The 22,277-nt window shown below is 33.8% G+C and carries 20 protein-coding genes; 14 read left to right on the plus strand and 6 right to left on the minus strand.

What is annotated here, in order from left to right:
- Window positions 1-137 precede the first annotated feature (137 nt).
- On the minus strand, window positions 138-1,172 hold the full coding sequence (locus NEF87_RS20425; protein WP_457917277.1) for an ADP-ribosylation factor-like protein: 1,035 nt from the start codon (window positions 1,170-1,172) through the stop codon (window positions 138-140).
- 133 nt (window positions 1,173-1,305) lie between these two features.
- On the opposite strand from NEF87_RS20425, the gene NEF87_RS20430 reads away from it, so the two are divergent.
- The 4 genes from NEF87_RS20430 (at window position 1,306) to NEF87_RS20445 (ending at window position 6,075) form a co-directional block, all read left to right on the plus strand.
- Window positions 1,306-2,322: a metal ABC transporter permease gene (locus NEF87_RS20430; RefSeq protein ID WP_371803336.1), complete on the plus strand. Its 1,017-nt coding sequence runs from the start codon at window positions 1,306-1,308 to the stop codon at window positions 2,320-2,322.
- Between the two features lie 10 nt (window positions 2,323-2,332).
- The gene (locus NEF87_RS20435; protein WP_457917278.1) at window positions 2,333-3,100 is read left to right on the plus strand and encodes a metal ABC transporter ATP-binding protein; all 768 of its coding nucleotides are present in this window, start codon (window positions 2,333-2,335) and stop codon (window positions 3,098-3,100) included.
- Window positions 3,101-3,272: 172 nt separating this feature from the next.
- Entirely contained in the window at window positions 3,273-4,808 is a 1,536-nt protein-coding gene (locus NEF87_RS20440) for an FAD-binding oxidoreductase (protein WP_457917279.1), read from the plus strand.
- Window position 4,809: 1 nt separating this feature from the next.
- Window positions 4,810-6,075, plus strand: coding sequence for a (Fe-S)-binding protein (locus NEF87_RS20445; protein WP_457917280.1), 1,266 nt, complete (start codon window positions 4,810-4,812; stop codon window positions 6,073-6,075).
- Window positions 6,076-6,128: 53 nt separating this feature from the next.
- Here NEF87_RS20445 and NEF87_RS20450 read toward each other — a convergent pair whose 3' ends face one another.
- Entirely contained in the window at window positions 6,129-6,641 is a 513-nt protein-coding gene (locus NEF87_RS20450; protein ID WP_457917281.1) for a DUF6125 family protein, read from the minus strand.
- Window positions 6,642-6,750: 109 nt separating this feature from the next.
- Here NEF87_RS20450 and NEF87_RS20455 point away from each other — a divergent pair, with 109 nt between their 5' ends.
- A complete protein-coding gene (locus NEF87_RS20455) occupies window positions 6,751-7,308 on the plus strand; it encodes a hypothetical protein (RefSeq protein WP_457917282.1) in 558 nt (185 codons plus the stop codon).
- Between the two features lie 15 nt (window positions 7,309-7,323).
- Here the strand turns inward: NEF87_RS20455 and asd are convergent, their stop codons facing one another.
- Window positions 7,324-8,406, minus strand: coding sequence for an aspartate-semialdehyde dehydrogenase (gene asd / locus NEF87_RS20460; protein ID WP_457917283.1), 1,083 nt, complete (start codon window positions 8,404-8,406; stop codon window positions 7,324-7,326).
- A 177-nt stretch (window positions 8,407-8,583) separates the two neighbouring features.
- Here asd and NEF87_RS20465 point away from each other — a divergent pair, with 177 nt between their 5' ends.
- Window positions 8,584-9,216 carry a hypothetical protein gene (locus NEF87_RS20465; protein ID WP_457917284.1) on the plus strand — a complete coding sequence of 211 codons (633 nt, stop codon included), beginning with the start codon at window positions 8,584-8,586 and terminating at the stop codon, window positions 9,214-9,216.
- Between the two features lie 34 nt (window positions 9,217-9,250).
- Window positions 9,251-9,835: a hypothetical protein gene (locus NEF87_RS20470; RefSeq protein WP_457917285.1), complete on the plus strand. Its 585-nt coding sequence runs from the start codon at window positions 9,251-9,253 to the stop codon at window positions 9,833-9,835.
- 8 nt (window positions 9,836-9,843) lie between these two features.
- On the opposite strand, the gene NEF87_RS20475 is transcribed toward NEF87_RS20470, so the two are convergent.
- The gene (locus tag NEF87_RS20475; RefSeq protein ID WP_457917286.1) at window positions 9,844-11,784 is read right to left on the minus strand and encodes a hypothetical protein; all 1,941 of its coding nucleotides are present in this window, start codon (window positions 11,782-11,784) and stop codon (window positions 9,844-9,846) included.
- A gap of 91 nt (window positions 11,785-11,875) precedes the next feature.
- Here NEF87_RS20475 and NEF87_RS20480 point away from each other — a divergent pair, with 91 nt between their 5' ends.
- On the plus strand, window positions 11,876-12,880 hold the full coding sequence (locus tag NEF87_RS20480) for a DMT family transporter (RefSeq protein WP_457917287.1): 1,005 nt from the start codon (window positions 11,876-11,878) through the stop codon (window positions 12,878-12,880).
- Here the strand turns inward: NEF87_RS20480 and NEF87_RS20485 are convergent.
- Window positions 12,877-13,233: a hypothetical protein gene (locus NEF87_RS20485; protein WP_371803378.1), complete on the minus strand. Its 357-nt coding sequence runs from the start codon at window positions 13,231-13,233 to the stop codon at window positions 12,877-12,879. The genes NEF87_RS20480 and NEF87_RS20485 overlap by 4 nt on opposite strands.
- A gap of 140 nt (window positions 13,234-13,373) precedes the next feature.
- Between NEF87_RS20485 and NEF87_RS20490 the strand changes: the two genes are divergently transcribed.
- From NEF87_RS20490 to NEF87_RS20510, 5 genes are all read left to right on the plus strand, one after another.
- The gene (locus NEF87_RS20490) at window positions 13,374-15,680 is read left to right on the plus strand and encodes a PAS domain S-box protein (protein ID WP_457917288.1); all 2,307 of its coding nucleotides are present in this window, start codon (window positions 13,374-13,376) and stop codon (window positions 15,678-15,680) included.
- An 82-nt stretch (window positions 15,681-15,762) separates the two neighbouring features.
- Window positions 15,763-16,287, plus strand: a complete 525-nt coding sequence (locus NEF87_RS20495; protein ID WP_457917289.1) for an Hsp20/alpha crystallin family protein — start codon at window positions 15,763-15,765, stop codon at window positions 16,285-16,287.
- Between the two features lie 74 nt (window positions 16,288-16,361).
- Window positions 16,362-16,964 carry a hypothetical protein gene (locus NEF87_RS20500; protein WP_457917290.1) on the plus strand — a complete coding sequence of 201 codons (603 nt, stop codon included), beginning with the start codon at window positions 16,362-16,364 and terminating at the stop codon, window positions 16,962-16,964.
- 62 nt (window positions 16,965-17,026) lie between these two features.
- Window positions 17,027-19,252, plus strand: a complete 2,226-nt coding sequence (locus tag NEF87_RS20505; RefSeq protein ID WP_457917291.1) for a CDC48 family AAA ATPase — start codon at window positions 17,027-17,029, stop codon at window positions 19,250-19,252.
- A gap of 74 nt (window positions 19,253-19,326) precedes the next feature.
- Window positions 19,327-20,238, plus strand: a complete 912-nt coding sequence (locus NEF87_RS20510; RefSeq protein ID WP_371803383.1) for an ArsR/SmtB family transcription factor — start codon at window positions 19,327-19,329, stop codon at window positions 20,236-20,238.
- A 10-nt stretch (window positions 20,239-20,248) separates the two neighbouring features.
- On the opposite strand, the gene NEF87_RS20515 is transcribed toward NEF87_RS20510, so the two are convergent.
- Window positions 20,249-21,043, minus strand: a complete 795-nt coding sequence (locus tag NEF87_RS20515; RefSeq protein WP_457917292.1) for a 2-oxo acid dehydrogenase subunit E2 — start codon at window positions 21,041-21,043, stop codon at window positions 20,249-20,251.
- 302 nt (window positions 21,044-21,345) lie between these two features.
- On the opposite strand from NEF87_RS20515, the gene NEF87_RS20520 reads away from it, so the two are divergent.
- Window positions 21,346-22,185: a NosD domain-containing protein gene (locus NEF87_RS20520; RefSeq protein ID WP_457917293.1), complete on the plus strand. Its 840-nt coding sequence runs from the start codon at window positions 21,346-21,348 to the stop codon at window positions 22,183-22,185.
- Window positions 22,186-22,277 lie beyond the last annotated feature (92 nt).

Raw genomic sequence — 22,277 nt, forward strand, 5'->3', positions numbered from 1 at the left:
AGGCAAAAATTTTAGTTGGTATGAGTTTACGAACTTTCGTAAATTTTGTTCATAATCGTATTCTAACTAAATAAGCATAAAAACATTTCTATGAAGTCATAAAAGCTAAAGAAAAAGAAAAAAATAGAAATTTCTCATCAAAAATCGTCAAAATAATACGTTTTCACAATCTTTTCTGTCCGGAGAATTCCAATACGGATGATTTCGGAATTAATTAGCACTTTTTTGATATTTGTGGTAAAATCCTCCACTTTTTCTAGTAAAACTGCAATATCTTTGGGGACAGCAATGGTGTTTACTCCTATGCAAAAATAGAAAGGAAACTCTTCCCCAACAGTAATAAAAAATTTCTTTGTATAAATTTGATTGAAACCAACAGTAAACTGTGGAAATTTTCCTTCAAATCCAGAAAAATCAAATTCTTTCAAATACGCTGAGAGTGTTTTTATATTGCTTTGTAAATGGTCAGGATTGGTAAAATTTCCAATTTCAAAGAAGTTCTTAGTAAAAAGAATTCCAAAATTCAGGGCATTTTCTTTGCAGAATTGACCAATGGTTTTACAAAGTGTTTCATAAATGTCTTCATTACTCAACATAGGCTGTGTAAATGCGGAGATCACGCTTAATGGATGATGAATTGAAGTGTGAAATATAGCTGGAGGATTATTTGCTTTTGCTTGAACTTTTGGAAGGATTTCTTCTAAAAACTCATTTTCAACCTTGGTAAAATCGACACTTCCAGAATACTCTGGATCAATTTTGTGGAAAAATAAATATAATTTGGCATTTGGGCTAAATTCAATCGCTTTTTCGAAAGTTTTAAGAAAATAAGCCATGGATTCACGTAAATTTTTGGTATCCTGACTATCAACGATATAATAGATGTAGCGAATTCCTTCAAAATATTTTTTGGGATTATTTAAATAATTTTGTCGATACCTTTCTTGCCCTCCAAAATCCCAAATCAATAATTCTCGTCCCAAAAATTCAATACTTGTTCTTTCTACACTCTTGGTTGGAGCCAAAGACATTAATGCTTCGAATTGGTAAAGGACTGATTTAACAATGGACGTTTTTCCAGCATTTCCAAGACCCAATATTGCTATTTTTTGGACCTTCTTTGCATCTAATTCTTTTTGCAATTCTTTCCGTTCATAATCTCGCAGAATCAAGGTACTCGATCTAGCAAAAAGTGAGTTATTGATTTATATTATATCTTTGTAAATTTTTTAAAGCTAATTGGAAAGTTTTTTCTTTTGAACTAGGTAGTTTTTAAGGGTGGGCTGATTTCTTTCTAAGTAGCTTATGTTGCTTGAGACATTAGGTTTTTTTGAAAGCTTAAAATATCAATATTTGCAATTTGCCTTGCTTTCTACCATTTTAGTAGGTGTAATCTGTGGAATTATTGGTGTTTTTGTAGTTCTCAAAGGTATGTCTTTTTTGGGTGCAGGGATTGCACATTCTTGTTTTGCTGGAGGTGCTTTAGCCATTTTGCTGGGGACTAATCCATTTATCACTATATTTCTTTTTGGGGAATCAGCGGCAATGATTATTGGATTTGTTAATGATCGGGATCCCAGTGGCAAAAACGATACTGCTGTGGGGATTATGTTTAGCTTTACAATGGCTCTTGCAATATTATTTATTGGTTTAATGGAATCGTACAGTACAAACGTCCAGTCATTATTATTCGGAAATGCTCTAACCGTCCCTAAAGAAAGTATGTGGCAATTGATTATCCTTGGAGGAATCATTTTGGTGATCTTTTTTGCACTGAAGAAAGAATTTTTCTTCATAATATTTGATGAAGAAATGGCCAAAGTTTCTGGAATACCTGTTCGGTTATTGAATTACATCTTTATTGGAATTATTGCTGGAATTGTAACTGTATCCATTCAAGCGATTGGGGCAATTTTAGTTTTTGCAATGATTGTGACTCCTGGGGCTGCCGCTCATGCTCTAACTTATAATGTAAATAAAATGCTCGGTTTAGCATCATTATTTGGTGCTATTTCATCTTCCCTTGGGTTAATTCTGAGTTTTTATTTTGATTTACCTACTGGTTCTACAATTGTAATGGTTATCACATTCATTTATATTCTTTGCTTTACTTTTTCCCCCAAAAGAAAAGCTTACCAGCCTATAACTCAACAAGATCAGCTAGATCATCAGAAATATTGTAAATTTTGTGTGGATGATGAATTTCGATGCCCTTATTGTGAAGATGAAAGTGAAATCTTAATTGTTGATTCTTCAGGAAAATCTCACACTCATTCAAAATCTCTCAATTCTTCACATAATCATTCTCATCAAAAATTTTGAGGTATTAAGCTTGGCAAAACAAGAACATAACTCCAATCAAGAATTATCTATGAATCCCGAGGAAGAATTAATAAGGTTTGAAAATGTTAAATTGGGATATAATCAGAGACCAATATTACATGGTATTAATTTCAAAATTCGAAAAGGAGATTACATTGGAATAATCGGGCCGAATGGCTGCGGGAAATCGACATTTTTAAAAAGTATTTTAAATTTAATCGTTCCAATGGAAGGGACTATCCGAATGCAAGGCAAAAAAATTAATCGTCAAATTCGTAATCAATTGGGATATGTTCCTCAAGATACTAAATTTAGCAAGGAATTTCCTCTTAGTGTGTCTGAAGCCGTTTTACAGGGACGTTATGGGATCATTGGTATTTTGAAGAGGCCGAAAAAAGAAGATTTTGAAGCCGTCCGTCTTGCATTGCATAAGGTACATATGGGGAAGTATGCAAAACGGCCTATTGGGCATCTTTCAGGTGGTGAGCAACAAAAAGTTATGATTGCACGAGCTCTTGCTCGGAATCCTGATATCATTCTTATGGATGAACCTACCAGTGCTTTGGATTATCAAATGACTCAAAGTGTATTTACTTTGATTGAAGAATTACATGATAAGTATGGTTTAACTGTATTAATGGTTCACCATGATATCACCCTCATACGAAAACATGCGCGAAGATTAGTTGTTCTTGATGGAACAATTCGTTATGATGGATCTCCAAATACACCAATTGCAGATGAAATTATTGCCACTGCATACAATGTGAGTAAATAATTTTTTCATTTTCATTTTCTTTTGATTTAATTGAGTTAATTAAATCAAAATAAATAAATCCCAAATTAACCTTTCGCTGGATGTTTTGGAGAGAATTTACTCTGATAAGAAATTTGCTTTTCATTTAACCAAGTTCAAATTTTTTTAAAAAGAAACGTCTAATGATATATCTATGGAAGAAAAAGGAGATCTCAAAGTAAATTTTGATCATGATCCCCATGCTGTAATCCAAGATCTTGATATTGTTATATCCAAACTGAAAAAAATTCTTGGGAATCAATGGGTTTCAACGGATTATATTGACAAAGTGGCTTATGGAAAAGATTATTGGCTAATATCTAATCAAATGACTCTTGATGGGAAAATCCCAGCATATCCTGATATTATAGTATGGCCTCAAAAAACTCACCAAATTGCTGAAATTTTAAAATATGCTAATAGTCATAAACCACCTATCCCCGTTATTCCCTATGGGGAAGGCTCCGGTGTGGTAGGAGGTGCAGTTCCAATTAAAGGTGGAATTATGGTGGATATGAAACATTTTGACCAGATCACAATTAATGCAGAAAATATGACTGCAACTATTGGAACAGGTGTAAATGGAAAAGTCTTAGAACGTTACATGCATGAACACGGATTTCGGATGGGTCATATCCCGCAATCTTTACATGCTTCAACTGTTGGAGGGTATGTGGCTCACCGCGCCGCAGGTCAATTTTCTGGAAAATATGGAAAAATGGAAGACATTGTCAAATCATTAGAAGTTGTCCTTCCTACGGGTGAGATTGTCAAGTCTAAATTTTATCCGCGAGCATCGGTAGGTCCTATTGTAGATCGAATCTTTTTAGGCTCTGAAGGGACTCTTGGTATAGTTACTGAAGTTACTTGTCGTATTTGGCCATTTCCTGAAAAACAAGCAGGGTCTTCCTTCGTGTTTCCTACTTTACAAGATAGTTTGAATGCAATACGAGAAACCTTACAAGCGAATATTAATCCAGCGGTCGTTCGAATTTATGACAAACCAGAAACAGTTCGTCACTTTGGATCAACTGAAAAAAAATCTAAGGATAAACTCATGGTGATTTTTGTTTTTGAAGGGAGCAGCCGATTGGTTGATTTAGAAATGACAATCACTGAAGAAAACTGCCTTAAACACAACGGAGAAGCTTGTAGTAGTAGACCTGTAGATCATTGGTTTGAGACTCGTTTCAATGTCAAAGAATCATCAGATTTTGGACCATACGGTCTTGTATTTGATACTGTCGAAGTTTCTATTCCTTGGGATAAAGCAAATGAATTATATGAAGCTGTTGTTCAAGAGATACTTGCTGTTCCCGGAGCTCTCATGGCAACTGGGCATGCTTCTCATTTTTATCCGACTGGAGTATGTTTCTATTTTACTTTCAGTGGTGTTCCGAAAAAAAATCAGGATTATTTAGAATTATATAATCAATGCTGGGATGCAGCTGTTAGAGGAACTCTTTTAAAAGGTGGTGCTGCGTCTCATCATCATGGGATGGGCTTGAATCGAACACGCTGGATGCAGCTTGAACACGGTGAAGAGTTTAAGCTATTGAAGCGGATCAAAAAGCTATTAGATCCAAATAATATTATGAATCCTGGAAAATTGTTTTCTCAGCGTGAAGAAGGATCGGTTTATTTAACTCAACGGTCTTCCCTTGATGCAAAACCTAAAGGAGGGCTTTAATATGGAAATATTTAAAAAATTTAAGAAATATAGTTGGATGATTCCAATTTTTAAGACCGTGAGTAAAGAAGATCGTAATAATTTCATTGATGGGTATAAAAATAGGAAAAAATTCTATACTGTGGATAATATCGATGCAAATTTAAAAGATATGGCAAAATGCGCCTTATGTCCAAACATGTGTCGTTTTGATTGCCCCGCAGTGCAAGTTACCAAAAAAGAGCCGTATGCTCCTGCCAGTAAAGCACGAATTTCATATTTTATGGGTATGCAACATATTCCCATGGGCGAATCTAGTGCTATTGACACTCTCTATCAGTGTATGGGTTGCAACGCTTGCCTTCAGTGGTGTCCAATGGATATTAGTACTGGAGATTTTCTCGTTGAAATGCGCGCCGAACTTGAAAAACGTGATTTATTACCTCAATCTGTTCAACCTCTAAAGCAACGCATTGAAAGTAACGGCTCCGTTTTTGAAATTTCCCCTTTTTCGGAAGAATCAGATTTTAATCATAATGATCCCAATCCTGAGGTTTTTTATTATATTGGATGTATGGATATGAAATATGCTCCACATGCAATTCGAGCAACTATGGGATTGTTGGAAATGATGGGTGTAAAATATTGTACACATCTTGAATCTAGGGAATGTTGTGGTGGTCCCGTAAATAAAGCAGGTCATAGATCCGTTGCTGTTGGTTTGTCTGAACGAAATCAAGTTCTCCTTAAGGAATCTAAAGTGAAAACCATCATTTCAACTTGTCCAGGATGCACAGGGACTATTAAAAAGACTTATACTTCCCTAGGTCATCCTGTAAAAGCTGAAGTGTTGCCAGCAATTCAATACTTTTTGAACAAAATCGATGAAGGATCACTAAAATTAACTCAAACCATTGATAAAACAATTACTTATCATGATCCTTGCTTATTGGCTAGAAAAAATAACGAAATCAATTTTGTTGATGGAACCCGCGAATTAATTGGTAAAATTCCTGGGGTGCAATTGAAAGAAGCATATTTGCATGGGGATGAAACTCGTTGTTGTGGGATGGGAGGGGCCTATCAAATCTCAAACCCTGAATTTTCTTCCAAAGTACGTGAAGATCGTTTAATTCAATTGGAGAAATATTCTCCCAATTATGTTGTATCTGCCTGCCCAACCTGTGAATATGCTTTCAAAAAAGCACAAGAACAATTGAAAAACTATACATCTGAAGTAAAGGATTTGGTTGAAATAATTGCAGACGCTGCAGGTGTTAAATACTAACTTTTTTTTTCATTTCTAAAATAAATTGTAAAAAATTTTTTTTATGTCTTTTTTCATTCCAGAATAAATTTCCAACCACAATAGTATTCTGGTGGATGTTCATCGGGAGGGCAACAAATACATTCAGTTCGAATGCGAGAATCTATGGCTTTAGCAAATAATCCATATTCCTCAACTCCCACTTCTTTACATGGAAAATCGGGTAAATTATTTCTATTTCGCGCGGTTTGAACCCTACACTTGTTCATGTGGAAGATAAATGAATTTTCCGTAATATCTACAATCTCTTGTACATTGATATTTGCATATAATCGGTATTTCAACGCCTGCATCAAACCTTTTAGTCCAGGATTTTCTTCCAACCCTAAAAACTGTTTAATCTTTTTAGCCTCGATCACTGTAAATCGTTTCCAACCTGCAACATCATATTTTATGGCTTCTCTCATTCCAATATCACGTTCAATTGCTTGAAACCAACAACCATCATGTGCGAGCCAATTTTTGGATATCATCTCGATGTAATCTAAAAGTTGTTCCTTCGAAAGATTTTCAATATCTTTTCTCATAGGTTTGATCAAAACAGATTAGATTTAAAATTTAGCTAATACACATTCAAAAAACTGAAAAATTTTTCTTTCACTTCAAGGTTAATAGACATATTCACCCATTGATAATTTGATTTTCGTCGAGCGTTATACTTCGGAGTTAATAGATACATATTCACCGATTAATAATTTGATTTTCGTCGAGCGTTATACTTCGGAGTTAATAGACATATACTCACCGATTAATAATTTGATTTTCGTCGAACTTTACACTTCGGAGTTAATAGACACATATTCACCCATTGATAATTTGATTTTCGTCGAGCATTACACTTCGGGGTTAATAGACATATATTCACCAATTAATAATTTGATTTTCGTCGAGCATTACACTTCGGGGGTAATAGACATATATTCACCCATTGATAATTTGATTTTCGTCGAACATTACACTTCGGGGGTAATAGACATATATTCACCCATTGATAATTTGATTTTCGTCGAACATTACACTTCGGGGTTAATAGACATATATTCACCCATTAATAATTTGATTTTCGTCGAACATTACACTTCGGGGTTAATAGACATATATTCACCCATTGATAATTTGATTTTCCTCGAACATTACACTTCGGGGTTAATAGACATATATTCACCCATTGATATAGGTGATAATTCAAAATAGGAAAAAAACAAAAGATTATATATATTTTTTTGCAACCAAATATTCCGCGCTCAAAACTCCTCCCCTTCCTGCACCCAATTCCGTATTATGGGAAAGCACAGTAAATTTAAAACCGTTGGGAAAATTCGTTTTGGAAATTCCTCCTACGTACGTAATCATCCCTGAATGATCATTACATCTATTTAATTCAACACGTGGTTGAGGTCTGTATGGTTCAGAATCATTAAATACTCGTATTGGATACTCTGGTGCATTCGGAAGATTCAAACCTTCGGTCTCCCCTTTAAAATTTGTTAGAATCTCTTGAATTTCTTCAACTGTTGTTTGTTTTACTGTTTGGATGAAAACACTTTCCATATGGCCATTGATGACTGGGACCCTATTACATTTTGCATCCATCATGATATCAGGTGCCGTTATTTTGCCTTCTTCAATAATTCCAAATATTTTCTTGAGTTCTTTGATTATTTTTTCTTCTTCATCGGGAATATAGGGGATGACATTACCTAATATATCATAAGATGGGGTACCAGGATATCCTGAGCCAGAAATTGCTTGTAGTGTGGTCACATGGATTGATTTAATTCCAAACTTTTTAAAAATAGGAAAAGTTGCTATAGCTAAGCCAACTGTACTGCAATTTGGTCCGGGGCATATAAATCCCTTCCATCCTCTATCCGCTTTTTGTTTATCAAATAATTTATAGTGAATTCCATTAACAAATGGAAGGAAAATGGGTATGTCTGGTTCATATCGATATGCAGAAGCTGTGCTAATAACTGGTTTCTGTATCGCTAGTTCTGCTTCCATTTTATTTGCAATCGTACTGGGAACCGCACTAAAAATTATGTCAATATTATTAATATCGGCATCGTAGATGTCTGTTATGGGCATATCCAAGATATGTGGAGATGTCAAATGTGATGATATGCCTTTTCGTGTTTCTCCATATGTTTTTCCTATGCTTTTTGTACTTCCATGAATAGATACTATATTGAACCATGGATGTCCGTCTAATGCTTCGATAAATTGCTGGCCTGCCATACCAGAAGCTCCTATTACCGCAACATTTTTTTTGCTTGTTTCGATGTTGATCACAACCTCAATGAAATATTCTTCAATCTTTGAAGAAGTTTTTTTCTTTTAATTAAGATTTAATTGGTTTTTAGTTAAATAAAATTGTTGGCTCTGATTTAATAAAATCATAAAACAAAAAAAATAAAACAACTAAGGTGAAATTATCTTTAGGATCAATATAGCTTAGAGGAAATTTCCATGGTGAAACAATGGGGTTTAGTTCTTTATTTGGACAATATAATTCTGAATAATTATTGGCGAAAATATTACACCTATTTAGAGCTCGGTTGGGATGATGCATCAATCAAACAATATTTATCGCAGAAGCAGTATCTAATGCAAGTTGCATCTTTTAGTACTCCCACGGTTACTTTTTCTGCGAGTTCACGAAGAAACCGATTTTACTCCATCTATAATCGTTTAGATTTGCTCGATCAAGATGTTGCTTATGGTGAATCAATCAACGGTTTGAAGAAACTGGCTCTTAATTATGATATTTTTGTAATTTCAGCACGATCTATTGATCTAAAGGATAAAACTCTCGATATTTTAACGAGATTAGGATTTCCAATGGAATCTTTAACCATTTTCTTTAAAAAAGGTAATGAACAATTGCATCAATATCGGAAAAAATGTCTCGAAAATATTCATGAAAAATATAAATCTGGTGTGGGAATTTCTTTACAACAAACAGATATTGCATTATACGAACGGTTCAATTTCACTCCCATTGCATTCACTTCAGTTAAAGAAAAACAGGAATTCGATGGGAAAGTACAAGCAATTTGTCAAGATTGGAACGATATTTTAATGGCATTAAATTGTCATTAGGTTAGATGATCTTTGAACAACCTAGGTGAAAAAAATGGATTGGGCAGAAAGAAAAAAACAAGAGCGATTAAAACGAATGCAACTTCTTCAGGCAAAAAAGAAAGAAGAAGAACGAATGCTAACTGATGCTAACGATACAATGGCTCTTGCAAAAAATGCTTTTTCGAAAAATAAATTCTCTAAAGCAGCAGAGTTGTACATCAAATCATCGAAGATTTTTGAGACACTTGGATGGACTCAACAAGCAGAAATGTTACTAAAAGAAGCCTCAGATATGGAAATAAAAAAGAAAGAATTGGAAGAAAAAACCTTACTCCAAGAAGAAAAACTTCGACTTGAAAAAGAACATTATGAAATCCGAGCACAGGAAATTCTTGCAGAAAAGGAACGCCTTAAACAATTAGAGGAAGAACTCCGAAATCGACCTTCTCCGGAACTCCAGTTAAAAATTGATCGTGCTGTCATGATTGAAGAAAAAGCAAAAAATTTGGAATTAAAAGGAAAAACCGCGAAAGCATTGGCTCGTTATGAATATCTTATAGAATTGTTCCACGAAATTGGATATGATTCCCAAAAAATTAAGCCAATTCAAGAAAAGATTAATTCTTTGAAAAACTAATCATCCAATTAAGATTCAAATGAATTTGGATCAAATAACTCATTTCCAGGCACTGTATACTTATTATGGCATACAGGGCAGGAGTTATATTTTTGAATCCACCAAACCGCACATGTATAATGGCTTAAAGAATCACAAAATTCACATTTTATATAATTATCTTCTGCCACTTTAACCGATTTATGGCAAATTATGCATTTTTTTGATTTTAAACCTTTTTCATTAAGTTTCTCTTCAAGAAGGGACAAAAACCTTTTTTTCTCCTCTTCATATTTCTGCTTACGCACATCGAGACTTGCTAGTTTGGTCGTTATTTTTTCTATCTGCAGACGGATATCTTTTTCGGAAAAACCTTCTGGGGAGACAATTTTGGTAGAAAAAAGATCAAAATTTTCATTGGGAGTAGACACATCCTGAATAATATTAAATAATTTTCCTTCTTTTTCCAAAACTCCTGAAAATTGATCAAATAATTGAACAAGGGAAGTTCTTAAGGAAAATTTGGAGCGATTCAGAATTTCGGAGTATTTTTCTTCCCAAGAATCAATATATGAACTGATGTTTATCTTTTTCTCGCTATATTCTTTAAATATTTTATTCATGCGTTCTTTAAGAGATGTAGCTCGTGTGTTGAAATCTTCAATTAATTCATTCATGGGGGTTAAGTCTGGTAGGTTTTCCAAATATGGAGTAGTTTTATTTTGGTAATCGAGAAGTAATGTTTCTAATCGCCCAATTTGTTTGCTTATCTTTTGTTCAATCTCCAATTTTACATTATTTTCTTGAACTGAATCAGAATATTCCTCAAAATCATTCAACTTGCGATTTATTTCACCGCGTAGTTGGTTAATCATGTTTTGATTTTTTCTCAAAATTTGTTTCCACGGTTGAACAATAGGGGCAATTTTTTGGCTCCAATTCTCCAGTGCATCCAATATTTGGAAAAACTGCCCTCCAAATTTTTGAAGTTCTTTGTTTGCTGCATTCAGATCTCCTTGTTTTTTTTGTGTAATCTGATCTTGAAACTCTTCTAATTGGAGTTTAATATTATGTGGAATTTCTTTGGAAGCAATACTTTGTTCGTTAAACACATAGAGAATGCCATATTTTTTTGAGATTAAACTCATTTCAAAATTTATTTGCCGATTTAAATATAATTCCAGTTGTTTAGCAATTAATTTTTTCTGGATTTTATCTTTAAAGGAAGGGTAGGATAATTGGATCGCTTCTTTAGAATAAAGTAAATATAAAAATTCTTGCTTGCAATAATCTAAAGACAAAGTCGCGTGGTCAGAAATTATTGGTGTGGTAAAAAGTTCTAAAAATTGAATATTTTGATTTTTAGTGGATTTCTGCAATGATTTTAACTCTTCTTCTAAAATTCCAATTTCTTCAAAAATTTTCATCCATGAGACGGGATATATGTTCAAATGAACAGTTCCTTGTTTTAAACATTCAATTGTATACCAAATCTCTGGAAGTTTTTGAGTGGGTGAATTATTTTTTGGTAAGAGATCTGGATGTTGTATATTATAGGGTGAATTAAATAACAATGATGAAAATGAATCTAATGTGGAAAGGATGCTTGATTCAATCTTGCTGGTTTCGTTATAAAATTTTTCCAAAAAACTAGAATATTTATACAAAGATTGGATTGAACGAATAGTTGAGATATTGTTTCCTAAATTTTGATGAATTAATTTACATTCAGAAAATAATTCACTGGGTAAGTAATAAAGGTCTAAATTCTCTAAAATGGGTATGATTCTTTTAATTGCAGCAAGATATTTGGTCAAATCACCAAGAAGCTTAATTTTAATTTTTTTTTCCAACTTTTTCACATCAGAGATTGATGTTAGGAGTTTTTGACCTTTGGAATCAATTATTTGTCCCAAAATCTCACTCACGAAATTAAAGATTTGAAATTTATTATTAAAAAGCTTAACCATGTCCTTAGGTTATGAAGCATCGTAAAAAATTTTTACCAACCAATTTTTTAAAAAAAATCTTAATCCTCTGAACATTGTATTCGGTAACAGAATGGGATCAGAAATCGCTTTACATATTGATGATGAAGAAATTAATTCTAAAACATCATTTCAAGGATTATGGGGAATCATTTTTGCCTTAATTGTATTAGTTGGGAACGGGGTTCATCCAATAATCAACTCTTCTCGTCCGGAAGATTTAAGCGCTTTACAATTTGTTTTTTTAATGTCTTTGATCGAGTGTTGCTTGTCATTACCATTTTTTATAAAGGACATGAAGAAAAGAAAGCTTACTCCAATTACATCTGATTTGACTAGTTTCCAAAAGTTGCCGATAAAAAATGTTATTTCACGTTTAGTCTTGGTTGGGTTAATTTTTTCACTCGCGACCTATCTTTATATTGAAGGTTTAACTCTTGCTGGCGGTGTTTCTGGCTCAATTGCATTAAAGACTTCTCCAATCTATGCTATGATTGTAGGGTTTTTTTTTCTTCATGAAAAATTTGACATAAAACAGATTTTTTTAACCTTTTTAATGCTTGTGGGTTTATTTTATTTAGGAACAGAAGGAAAATTTGAATTGGATGCTTTTTCTTTAGGTTTTGGGATGTGTTTAATAACACCTCTCTTTTGGACAATTGGACATGCAATTACTAAACCTTTGCTTGTTAGGAAACTGGCTCCGCCTTCTCAAGTCATTTTTATTCGTTCTGGTGTCATAACACTAACAATATTCTGTGTAAATGTATTCAATGATGGGTTGCAAATAATTTTGCATTCTTTCACCCAAATAAATCACCTATTCTTTGCTTTTTTAATGGGAGGGACCTATTTTCTAATGCATTTGTCTTGGTATAACAGTATTTCCCTCATCGATTTAAGTTATGCCAGTGCTTTAGTAACTCCAAGTCCCGTTATTACTGCACTTCTTTCATTTATCATTCTTGGTGAACCTATCAAAGGTTATCATATAATTGGTATGGTCATAATGCTAATAGGACTGTATTTAATGATATATATCAAAGCTAAAAAGAGGGATAAGGAAAAAAAAAATTAATCAATATTTTCTTCAAATTCTGCTTTGTGAGGATCAATTCCGTAGATATCTAACGCCTTTATTATTTTTTCATCAATATCGGGCGCTTTTTCCACTGAAAAATCCATTTCTAAAGATAGGTTTCCACTCCTCGGTTCTGTTTCAAAACCTAACTCCGCAAATTTCTGAAGTTGCTCTTCTGATAAAAATTCTTCTTCTGCAAGATGGGAGTTAGAAACTGCATCAATAAAGATTTTAGGTGCTTTCTTTGCCCCATTAACTTGAATGTAGTAGGGATCTTTTGAAATTGTAAGGAAGTTATCATCGCTTCCAGTTAAATACATATTTTTAAGTATCTTGACTAATTTTTTCATCGGTCAATTATAAAAAAAATACTGTCTCTTAAAATAATTTCTGAAAAAAAAAATTTTTTTTAAAATTTTATGAAAAACTAACTTCAAATACCTAATTACATTTTAGCTTTTAACATTCTTCAAGGATATTAGTGATTTTTATGGTTCAGCAATCAGGAAAGATACAATCAAATAATGATAAAAAATTAACCCCATCTCAAGTCCATAATCAATGGCCTGAATTTCTTGAGAAGACTGCCGTTATTCTCTATAGATCTAACTTAAACCACTTATGGGGTCTGGAAATTCTTAAAGGAGGTTATGAACCACTATTTGAAAAGATCAAAAATGACTTCATTTCTAACTCTCTAGATTTTTCTAAACTAATATCCCAATCTGACGAAAAATATATCCGGAATATAATATCCCATTCAATTGCAGAGAATCAGTCCTATTGCCTCGTTTATCAGATTAAGCTGGAAGATGGGTCGAAATTTTGGGTTAGGGATGTTGGTAATCCTGTATTTAATGAAGACGGTTCCTTTGAGTATTTAACTGGTTGTATTTCAAATCACACAACACAAAAAACACGTGAAATTGCCCAAACCCAAGAAAATCAAAAAAAAAATTTTATTCTTGAAAATATACCAATTGCAGTAATTGAATATGATCTTAACCTAAAAATCACCGAATGGAATAATTTTGCAGAAAAAATTTTTGGATATCCAAAGATGAAGGCTATTGGAAGAAATATTGAATCGTTACTTGTTCCTGCAGATCTTCAAGATGAAATAGAGTCGATTCTGCAGGATTTGCAGATTAAAAAAACTCCTTCTACGAACATTAATGAAAATCTAACAAAATCAGGAGATCGCATAATTTGTGAATGGTATAACACTCCGATTCTTGATGAGAGTGATAATCTCTTAGGTTATGCGTCTATGGTGCAGGATATTACTGATCGACGTATTATTGAATATTCTCTCAAAGAAAGTGAGGCGTTATTCCGTACTATGAGTGAGCAGTCCATTTTGGGGATGTTTTTAATAAAAAATCAGTCTTTTGTCTTCGTGAATGAAGGATTTGCTCAAATTTTAGGATATACTGTAAATGATGTGACAAATTGGGATGTTGAACAAAAGCTGCGTGAAATTGTACATCCTGATGATCTCAACAATTTTCTTGCTCTTCATGATCAAAAAATGTTAGGAAAAAGTGACTTTGGAGCTAAGGAATATCGCATTATACGTTCAGACGGGAAAATTCGATGGGTTCGCCATTATTCCAAACCTATTGAATCTATTTCTGGGCGATTAATTCAAGGTGTAATTTTAGATATTACTGAACAAAAAAATGCGATTTTAAACCTTGAAGAATCTGAAAGTAAATTTCGCGCTATTTCTGACCAGACTTTTGTTGGAATTAACGTCACTCAAGATGGTGTAACAAAATATAGCAATCTTGGCACTGAAACGATCACTGGTTATTCTCAAGAGGAGCGTGATTCTTGGGGAAAAGATGAGAATTTACAATTAATCCATAAAGATGATTGGGATTATGTCACTAAGTTATTTGATGATGATCAGAACCATGAAAAGAATCATTTACTTGAATATACTTATCGAATCAAAACTAAGGATGGGACGATAAAATGGATTGAAGATTATTCAAAGAAAATTTCTTATGAAGGAAGACCAGCATGGCTTTCCATCATCCTTGATGTGACTGAGAAACGAAAAATGGAGGAAGAAATAATTAAAACTTCAAAATTGGATTCCTTAGGTGTTTTAGCTGGTGGAATTGCTCATGATTTTAATAACCTTTTGACTTCCATCATTGGGAATTTATCTATTGCATCTTTAGAAATTGAAAATCATCAATCTTCTTTACGGGAATTAATAAATGAAGCCGAAAGTGCTTGTATAAGAGCTGCTCAATTAACTAAGCAGCTGTTAACTTTTTCTAAAGGAGGTGCTCCTATTAAAAAATCCGAATCGATTTCCCATATTATCTCAGACACAGTACAATTTTTATTACGGGGATCAAACATTCAATTCGATTCGCAAATTGATGAAAATCTTGATGTAGTAAATGTCGATGTTAGCCAAATAAGTCAGGTTATTCAAAATATTGTTATCAATGCCAAACAAGCCATGCCTCATGGGGGAACAATTAAAATAAGTGCAAGCAATTTCATTGCCTCTAGCGGTGATCACAATTTTGCTAAACGCAAGGGATTAAAATACGTTCAAATCGTCATTTCAGATTCTGGTATCGGAATTCCTCGAGAATTCCTTCCACGTATATTTGATCCCTATTTCACTACAAAAGAAAGCGGTTCGGGATTAGGTTTAGCAATGTGTTATTCTATTATTAAGAAACATGATGGAATTATTCTAGTTGACTCCGAGGTTGGGAAGGGGACGACTTTTACGATCTACCTTCCATCAGAAGTGAAAAAAAAATAGAAACAAAAATTGAAAGTTTCTTACATTGTTAACATTTTGTTGGCAAATACTTAAATATTTACATTGTCTATATAATATTGATATGGAAGATATTTTCGATCAACTTGATGCAATTATAAAAAAAATGTTTGAAAATTTAAACTTGGGTAGTGAAGACTCGCAAGATTCCTATTCTATTTCCTACCGATTTAAATCAGGCATGGATGAACCAGAGATAAAAGTGAATGGTGAATTAAAACCCGAAATCTCAGAACAATTTAATAAATTATTGGCGGATTTCACAAGCAGAAAATTTGCTTCTTCTCCCATAAATGAAGAGATCATGTTAGAAAATAAAAACAATAAGCCTTTTGTCGATATATTTGATGAAGAAAATCACTTTTTAATTGTGATTGAGCTTCCCGGAATTGATAAAAAAGACATCTCCTTAATCTCAATTTCTTCAAAGGAACTTGAATTGAAAGCTTTGGATTATGTTGAAATTATAACCTTACCTCAAAATTATATTTCAGATTCTGTTAAGGCTCGTTATAAAAATGGAGTTTTGGAAATAACTATATTAAAAGATCAATCCACAATCAAAACCAGCCGCATAGAAATTAACTAATTTTCCTTTTTTCATACAAAGAAAGTTTTTATTCACACAATTCGTATATTTTGTACATAAAAGGAGCTAATTCAATGGACGAAAAACCTCATCAAAAACACGACTCAATTGACGAAGCAGTCATTAAAAAACTCAATCATCTTATGAAAGATGACGATTTTCGTACCGAGCTAAAATATTTTTTTGAGCCCTTACCCTCTCAACATGAAGAAATATTCACATTTAGTTTTCATGATACTTTTAATAAAAAATCCCTTGAATTGGTGTGGGATACGCTCAAAGAAAAACTGGAAGGAGGATCGGTCGATTTATTAAGGGATTTAGATAAAGAGACTTTAAAAAAATTCCATGAATATCTTGAGCATTTGGAGATGAAGCAACGTATAAAGCAATATGCATCCAAAAAACCGGATTATATTGATTTTTATGAAGATGATGCTTTATTTATTGTTGCTGTCGAAATTCCCGCTTATGTAGGTGATGAAGATATTGAAATTGCAGGATCTCCTCATGAAATTGAAATCGTGATCGGAGAAACTTTTAAAAAAAACATCAAAATAAAACCACGAATTGATCCTGAGAGTGCCTTAGCTCATCATGAAAATGGTATTCTCGAAATTAAATTATGCAAAGCAAAGAAAACTCCCAAAACTAAAATTACTTTAAGTTCACACTAATTAAATAGTATATTAAAGAAAAAAATGACAGAGTCTAAAAAAAATGACAGAGCCTAAAAAAAATGACAGATCCTAAAGAGAGCCCCAAAGAAACTTTTGTACGTATTAGCGATTCACGTCGTCGTGATGCTGGACGTGGTTTTGCGCGTGTTGATCCCGAAATTCAAAAAAAATTGAAACTTCACTCTGGAGATGGTGTTATGTTAGAAAATGCTGTCACAGGGAAGAAAACCGTGGCTCTTATCATGCACGGGTACTCTGAAGATGATGGTACCGGAATAATTCGGATTGATGGATCAATCCGTCGAAATTTGAAGGCTTCTATTGATGAGCGCGTTCTTATCCGCAAAATTGACGTCTCTCCTGCACAATCAATAGTTTTTGCTCCTGTTGATAAGCATATTGGCGTGCGAAATGTGGCGGTATTTGCTGAAATTTTAGAAAATAGGATTGTAATGATTGGAGACACGATCAGTTTTGATTTGATTGGGCGTTCAGTTCATTTTGTTGTGAAAAATTTTACTCCCAAAGTTCCAGCGGTTCAAATCTCCCGAAGAACTAAAATTCAGGTGGATCGAAAACCTGTTGAAGCAAAATCGTTAGAGCGTACAATTCCTAGGACCACTTACGAAGATTTAGGTGGTGTATCCGAACCCATTCAGCGAACGAGAGAAATGATTGAATTACCTCTTCGTCATCCTGAATTATTCAACCGTTTAGGCATTTCACCTCCTAAAGGATTATTATTATACGGACCTCCTGGAACAGGGAAAACATTATTAGCTCGTGCAGTGGCCAACGAAACTGATGCGCATTTTATAACATTGAGTGGGCCAGAAATAATGTCTAAATTTTATGGGCAATCGGAAGAAAACTTAAGGAAAGTGTTTGAAGAAGCTAAAGAAAATGCTCCTTCGATAATATTTATAGATGAAATTGATTCAATTGCTGCCAAACGAGAAGAAGTGCAAGGTGAAGTTGAGCGGCGTGTTGTTGCACAATTACTTGCTCTAATGGATGGGCTTGATGAAAGGGGTAATATTGTTGTTATTGGTGCCACAAACCGTCCCAACAGTCTCGATGAGGCGCTACGCCGACCCGGGAGATTTGATAGGGAAATTGAAATTGGAGTTCCGAATAAAGAGGGTCGTTTGGAAATTCTTCAGATACATTCTCGAGGGATGCCATTATTGGATGGAGTTGATTTAAAATACCTTGCGGAAAAAACACATGGTTTTGTTGGTGCCGATCTGCAAGCTTTGGCAAAAGAAGCTGCGATGATCGCCCTACGTCGTATTTTACCTGATTTAAACTTAGATGAAGAAGTTATACCCCCAGATATTCTAAACAAATTAACCATTTCTCAAGATGATTTCAAAAAATCTTTGGCTGGAATTGAACCTTCAGCCTTACGTGAAGTTTTAATTAGTGCTCCTACTGAAACATGGGCTGATGTTGGGGGGTTAGAGCATGCTAAACAGCAATTGCAAGAAGCAATTGAATGGCCTATAAAATTTCCTAATATTCATAAATATCTTAAAACTAAACCTGCTAAAGGAATTCTTTTGTATGGCTTGCCTGGAACTGGAAAAACCTTGCTCGCAAAAGCTCTAGCCCATGAAGCCGAAGCAAATTTTATTTCCATTAAAGGTCCAGAACTTATTTCCAAATGGGTTGGGGAAAGTGAGAAAGCTGTCCGAGAAACTTTCAGAAAAGCACGCCAAGCCGCACCTTGCATTATTTTCATGGATGAGATCGATGCAATTGCTCCTACACGTGGCCGTGGAGAAAGCAATCAAGTCACGGAACGGATTGTATCACAACTTCTAACTGAAATTGATGGTATGGAGCGATTACACGATGTCGTTTTAGTGGCAGCCACTAATCGTCCTGATATTTTGGATCCCGCTTTAATGAGGGCTGGGAGATTTGGAAAACAAATTGAAATCCCATTGCCCGATAAAGATACGCGTGTTGCAATCTTCAATATACATCTTAAAGGATTACCTCTTGATCCTGATATTGATCTCAATTCACTTGCTTCATCGATGGAAGGAAAATCGGGAGCTGATATTGAATCATTTTGCTCTGGAGCTGTACAAATTGCAATTCGATCTTATATTTCAGGGAATAATTTTCTGGATTTGAAGGAAGACGAATTACAATCCATCCTTATCAAAAAATCTCACTTTGATGAAGCAATGGAGATTGTTGTGCATGATTCTGCACGATCTGAACGCGCTTACAACAAATTGGATGGATCAATGTCCAAAGATTTATACAGTTAAGATGGCCTCATTGATGTATCCGATCTAAAGTTTTTTTTACTATCTAAAAGACATGTATTTGGAGTTAACCTACTATGACCGCCCAGAAAAATGGTTCGAAACCATCTGATATTGATTCAGAACATCCTTTAAAAACAAACACCTCAATGATCCTTACTAAAAACCAATCAAATATGTTTCGATCGGATGGTAGCTTTAACGAAGAATCCTTTTTCGAATTGATGGGTAATGACATTCGTCGAAAAATTTTATCAAAAATCTCTAAATTTCCTCGCTATGCGTCTGATTTAGCCATTGATTTGGGGGTCTCCAAACAAGCGATTAAAAAACATCTTGATAAACTTGTGAATTTTGGTGTGGTGGAAATGGCTTATTCTCAAGGAGATCAAAAAAAACAATTTTATCAAATTAGCGGAAAAATTGCCTTGTTCGCCCAAATTGATCTGACTCCTAATTATTTTTCTCTGAATGTTGAAAATTCTCCAGAAGCATTGGCAAAAGGTATGGAACAAATGCTTCATAATCCAAAAACCGCCGTCACATCGAGTACGAATGCGCGTATTGATTATACTCAATTGAATTATGCATTGAAAATTTTGGGCCAGCAACTTGCTGACGCTGAAGGAAAAATTAACAAGGTTGAACAACAACGCAAAGAAATTCTCATGGAAAAAACGGTTTTATTAAATCGGATTCAAATGATAATTAATTCCTTGGTTCAAAATGATCTTGAAAAAGAAGTTATTTTCTCCCTATTTTTCGATACAAAATCTACCGTGGAGGGTTTAACTCTTGAAGAGATTCTGGATCAGTTATTCCTTCGGAAACGGAAACGGGCCGGTGTTTCAAAGTATAAATATATAAAAACCGATCCAAAAACCCGGGAACGTGGTCAAGAATTGTTAGATTTAATTCAAATGTTGATTGATAATTTTGGATTTATCCGAACTGAAAATATGAAGCTATTCTTTGATTTTGCGCTATAATTAACTTTTTTTAAACCGGAATATCATAACCTGATGTAATTAAATCTTCTAATTCTTGGGCAAATCGTGCCGCTGGTGCTCCGTCTAAAATGTCATGATCCAAATGGATGGTAATGTTGAGAAATTCCCGTTCTTCAATAACATCTTCCAATTTCGTGAGCCGTTTGGAAATTCCTCCGATGGCTATATTGAGTGTAGTTAATCCTCCAAACCCTAAAATCCATCCCTTCGACTTAACAAACATTCCTACTGAAGTTACTATAATCGTTGCTCCCTGCCGAAAATAGGTCATTGGGTTTGAAATCATATGACGAATTATTCTTTGACGAATAAATTTAGGAATGAATGGATAAAGTTTCATTAACTTGCCTTGATATAAGAGTTGATCATTCTCTTCATATTCTGTTAGTTGCGCGTTTCGAATTTCTTTTGATAATTCCAGTGTAGATTTTGTATTCGCTTGTTTGATTGAAACAGGAATAGGGATTTTTTTTCCTTTGATTTCTTTTTCTACCATGACAGAGATATCAACGTCATGGAAATGTATTAGTTTTCTTCTTCCAATTCGATAAGCATTTACTTTTGGATGTTTTTCAACTGTTTTAGCAATACATCGTAGAATCCAAGCTGTAAATGATATTTTTTCTCCGGATTTTTGAGTGTACTGGTGTAATTTCGTTCGAGCTTGCGTAATATCTAGCTCCATTAACCCTGTCATATAGTGTTTTTTTTGAAATTCATCATAAACATCGCTGAGAACTTGTCGATTTAGGGAAAAAGGCGAAATCGTCCATTTCTTATCCATAGGTGAAGTAGAAATTGACCGCTAATAAAAATACTGATCCTTTTTATTTGATCAAAACGAATCATCAAACAAAATATATCCATAGGACAAAGAATAATTGATGTAGGAAATTTAGGATGATCATCCCTTGAATTACTCGAACTATTTATATCTGGAAATCACGAATAAAGTTTAACAAACTATTCCATTTTTTCTACATTCATGTTTTTTAGTTGAGTTATATAATTATCATCTGATTTGTTGAACAATCCCTATTTGGAGTTTGCTTTTGCTTTTTATCTCTCCACAATTTCATATTTATAATGAAGTATCTAAAACAAAAGTTAATAATGATTTTGGGAATTGGGATAATTATTGGTATTGGTAGTATTGTCACCTATTTGGTTATCGATTCTTCCAATAATGCGAATTTTAGGATGAAAATGCATGATCCAATTCAAATTCTATCCGATGATGATTTTAGAAGTGTTAAACGAGCGGGAAGTGGATCTGAAAATGATCCTTATATTATATCAAATTATCAAATTGATGCCTCTGGTGAACATGAACCTGCAATTGCTGTAGAAAATACACAGAAACATTTTATCATCATCAACTGTTCCATTTCAACCAACTATGTTGCCATTCGGTTTAAAAATGTTGTTGCAGGGACTGCAAAGATTATTGGGAACAATTGTACTTCAAAAAATAATGATGGAGCAGGAATAAATTTGATTCTCTCGGATAGTTGTGAAATAAAAAACAACACATGTTCCTTTTTCTTCCAAGGGATTCATTTGAATACAGCAAAAAATAATCTCATTCAAAATAATCTCATAAAAAATTCATCAGGGGATGGGATCAATTTACGCACTTCCTCAAGCAATGTAATCATGCAAAATATGATTGAATCCAATGCAAATTATGGGTTGTCATTCGTACTTTCTTCACGAAATAATCTTGCATACTGTAATAGATTTCTGAATAATGGTTTATCATTTGCAGCTTTAGATCAAAATCACGGATATGATGAAAATGCCAGTAATCTGTGGTATAATACTGATTCAGAACAAGGTAATTTTTGGTCAAACTACGATGGATCGGGAAATTATGTTATTGAAGGATCTGTATCCAATGAAGACATTTTTCCTTTAACTGATTAGTAACACGGAATTATTAGCTTTATCACAATTTTTTTTTATTTATGGTATTAATTTTATTAGGAATTTGAAGTTCGGTGATTAATTCTTTTTCG

Origin of the sequence: Candidatus Lokiarchaeum ossiferum, assembly GCA_025839675.1 — an archaeon.
Taxonomy (GTDB): domain Archaea; phylum Asgardarchaeota; class Lokiarchaeia; order Sigyniarchaeales; family Promethearchaeaceae; genus Lokiarchaeum; species Lokiarchaeum ossiferum.

Coding starts and splice junctions, on each gene's coding strand:
- NEF87_RS20430 (WP_371803336.1), top strand. CDS start 1,306: ATGTTGCTTGAGACATTAGGTTTTTTTGAAAGCTTAAAATATCAATAT.
- NEF87_RS20440 (WP_457917279.1), top strand. CDS start 3,273: ATGGAAGAAAAAGGAGATCTCAAAGTAAATTTTGATCATGATCCCCAT.
- NEF87_RS20445 (WP_457917280.1), top strand. CDS start 4,810: ATGGAAATATTTAAAAAATTTAAGAAATATAGTTGGATGATTCCAATT.
- NEF87_RS20450 (WP_457917281.1), bottom strand. CDS start 6,641: ATGAGAAAAGATATTGAAAATCTTTCGAAGGAACAACTTTTAGATTAC.
- NEF87_RS20465 (WP_457917284.1), top strand. CDS start 8,584: ATGGTGAAACAATGGGGTTTAGTTCTTTATTTGGACAATATAATTCTG.
- NEF87_RS20470 (WP_457917285.1), top strand. CDS start 9,251: ATGGATTGGGCAGAAAGAAAAAAACAAGAGCGATTAAAACGAATGCAA.
- NEF87_RS20475 (WP_457917286.1), bottom strand. CDS start 11,784: ATGGTTAAGCTTTTTAATAATAAATTTCAAATCTTTAATTTCGTGAGT.
- NEF87_RS20480 (WP_457917287.1), top strand. CDS start 11,876: ATGGGATCAGAAATCGCTTTACATATTGATGATGAAGAAATTAATTCT.
- NEF87_RS20485 (WP_371803378.1), bottom strand. CDS start 13,233: ATGAAAAAATTAGTCAAGATACTTAAAAATATGTATTTAACTGGAAGC.
- NEF87_RS20490 (WP_457917288.1), top strand. CDS start 13,374: ATGGTTCAGCAATCAGGAAAGATACAATCAAATAATGATAAAAAATTA.
- NEF87_RS20495 (WP_457917289.1), top strand. CDS start 15,763: ATGGAAGATATTTTCGATCAACTTGATGCAATTATAAAAAAAATGTTT.
- NEF87_RS20500 (WP_457917290.1), top strand. CDS start 16,362: ATGGACGAAAAACCTCATCAAAAACACGACTCAATTGACGAAGCAGTC.
- NEF87_RS20505 (WP_457917291.1), top strand. CDS start 17,027: ATGACAGATCCTAAAGAGAGCCCCAAAGAAACTTTTGTACGTATTAGC.
- NEF87_RS20510 (WP_371803383.1), top strand. CDS start 19,327: ATGACCGCCCAGAAAAATGGTTCGAAACCATCTGATATTGATTCAGAA.
- NEF87_RS20515 (WP_457917292.1), bottom strand. CDS start 21,043: ATGGATAAGAAATGGACGATTTCGCCTTTTTCCCTAAATCGACAAGTT.
- NEF87_RS20520 (WP_457917293.1), top strand. CDS start 21,346: ATGAAGTATCTAAAACAAAAGTTAATAATGATTTTGGGAATTGGGATA.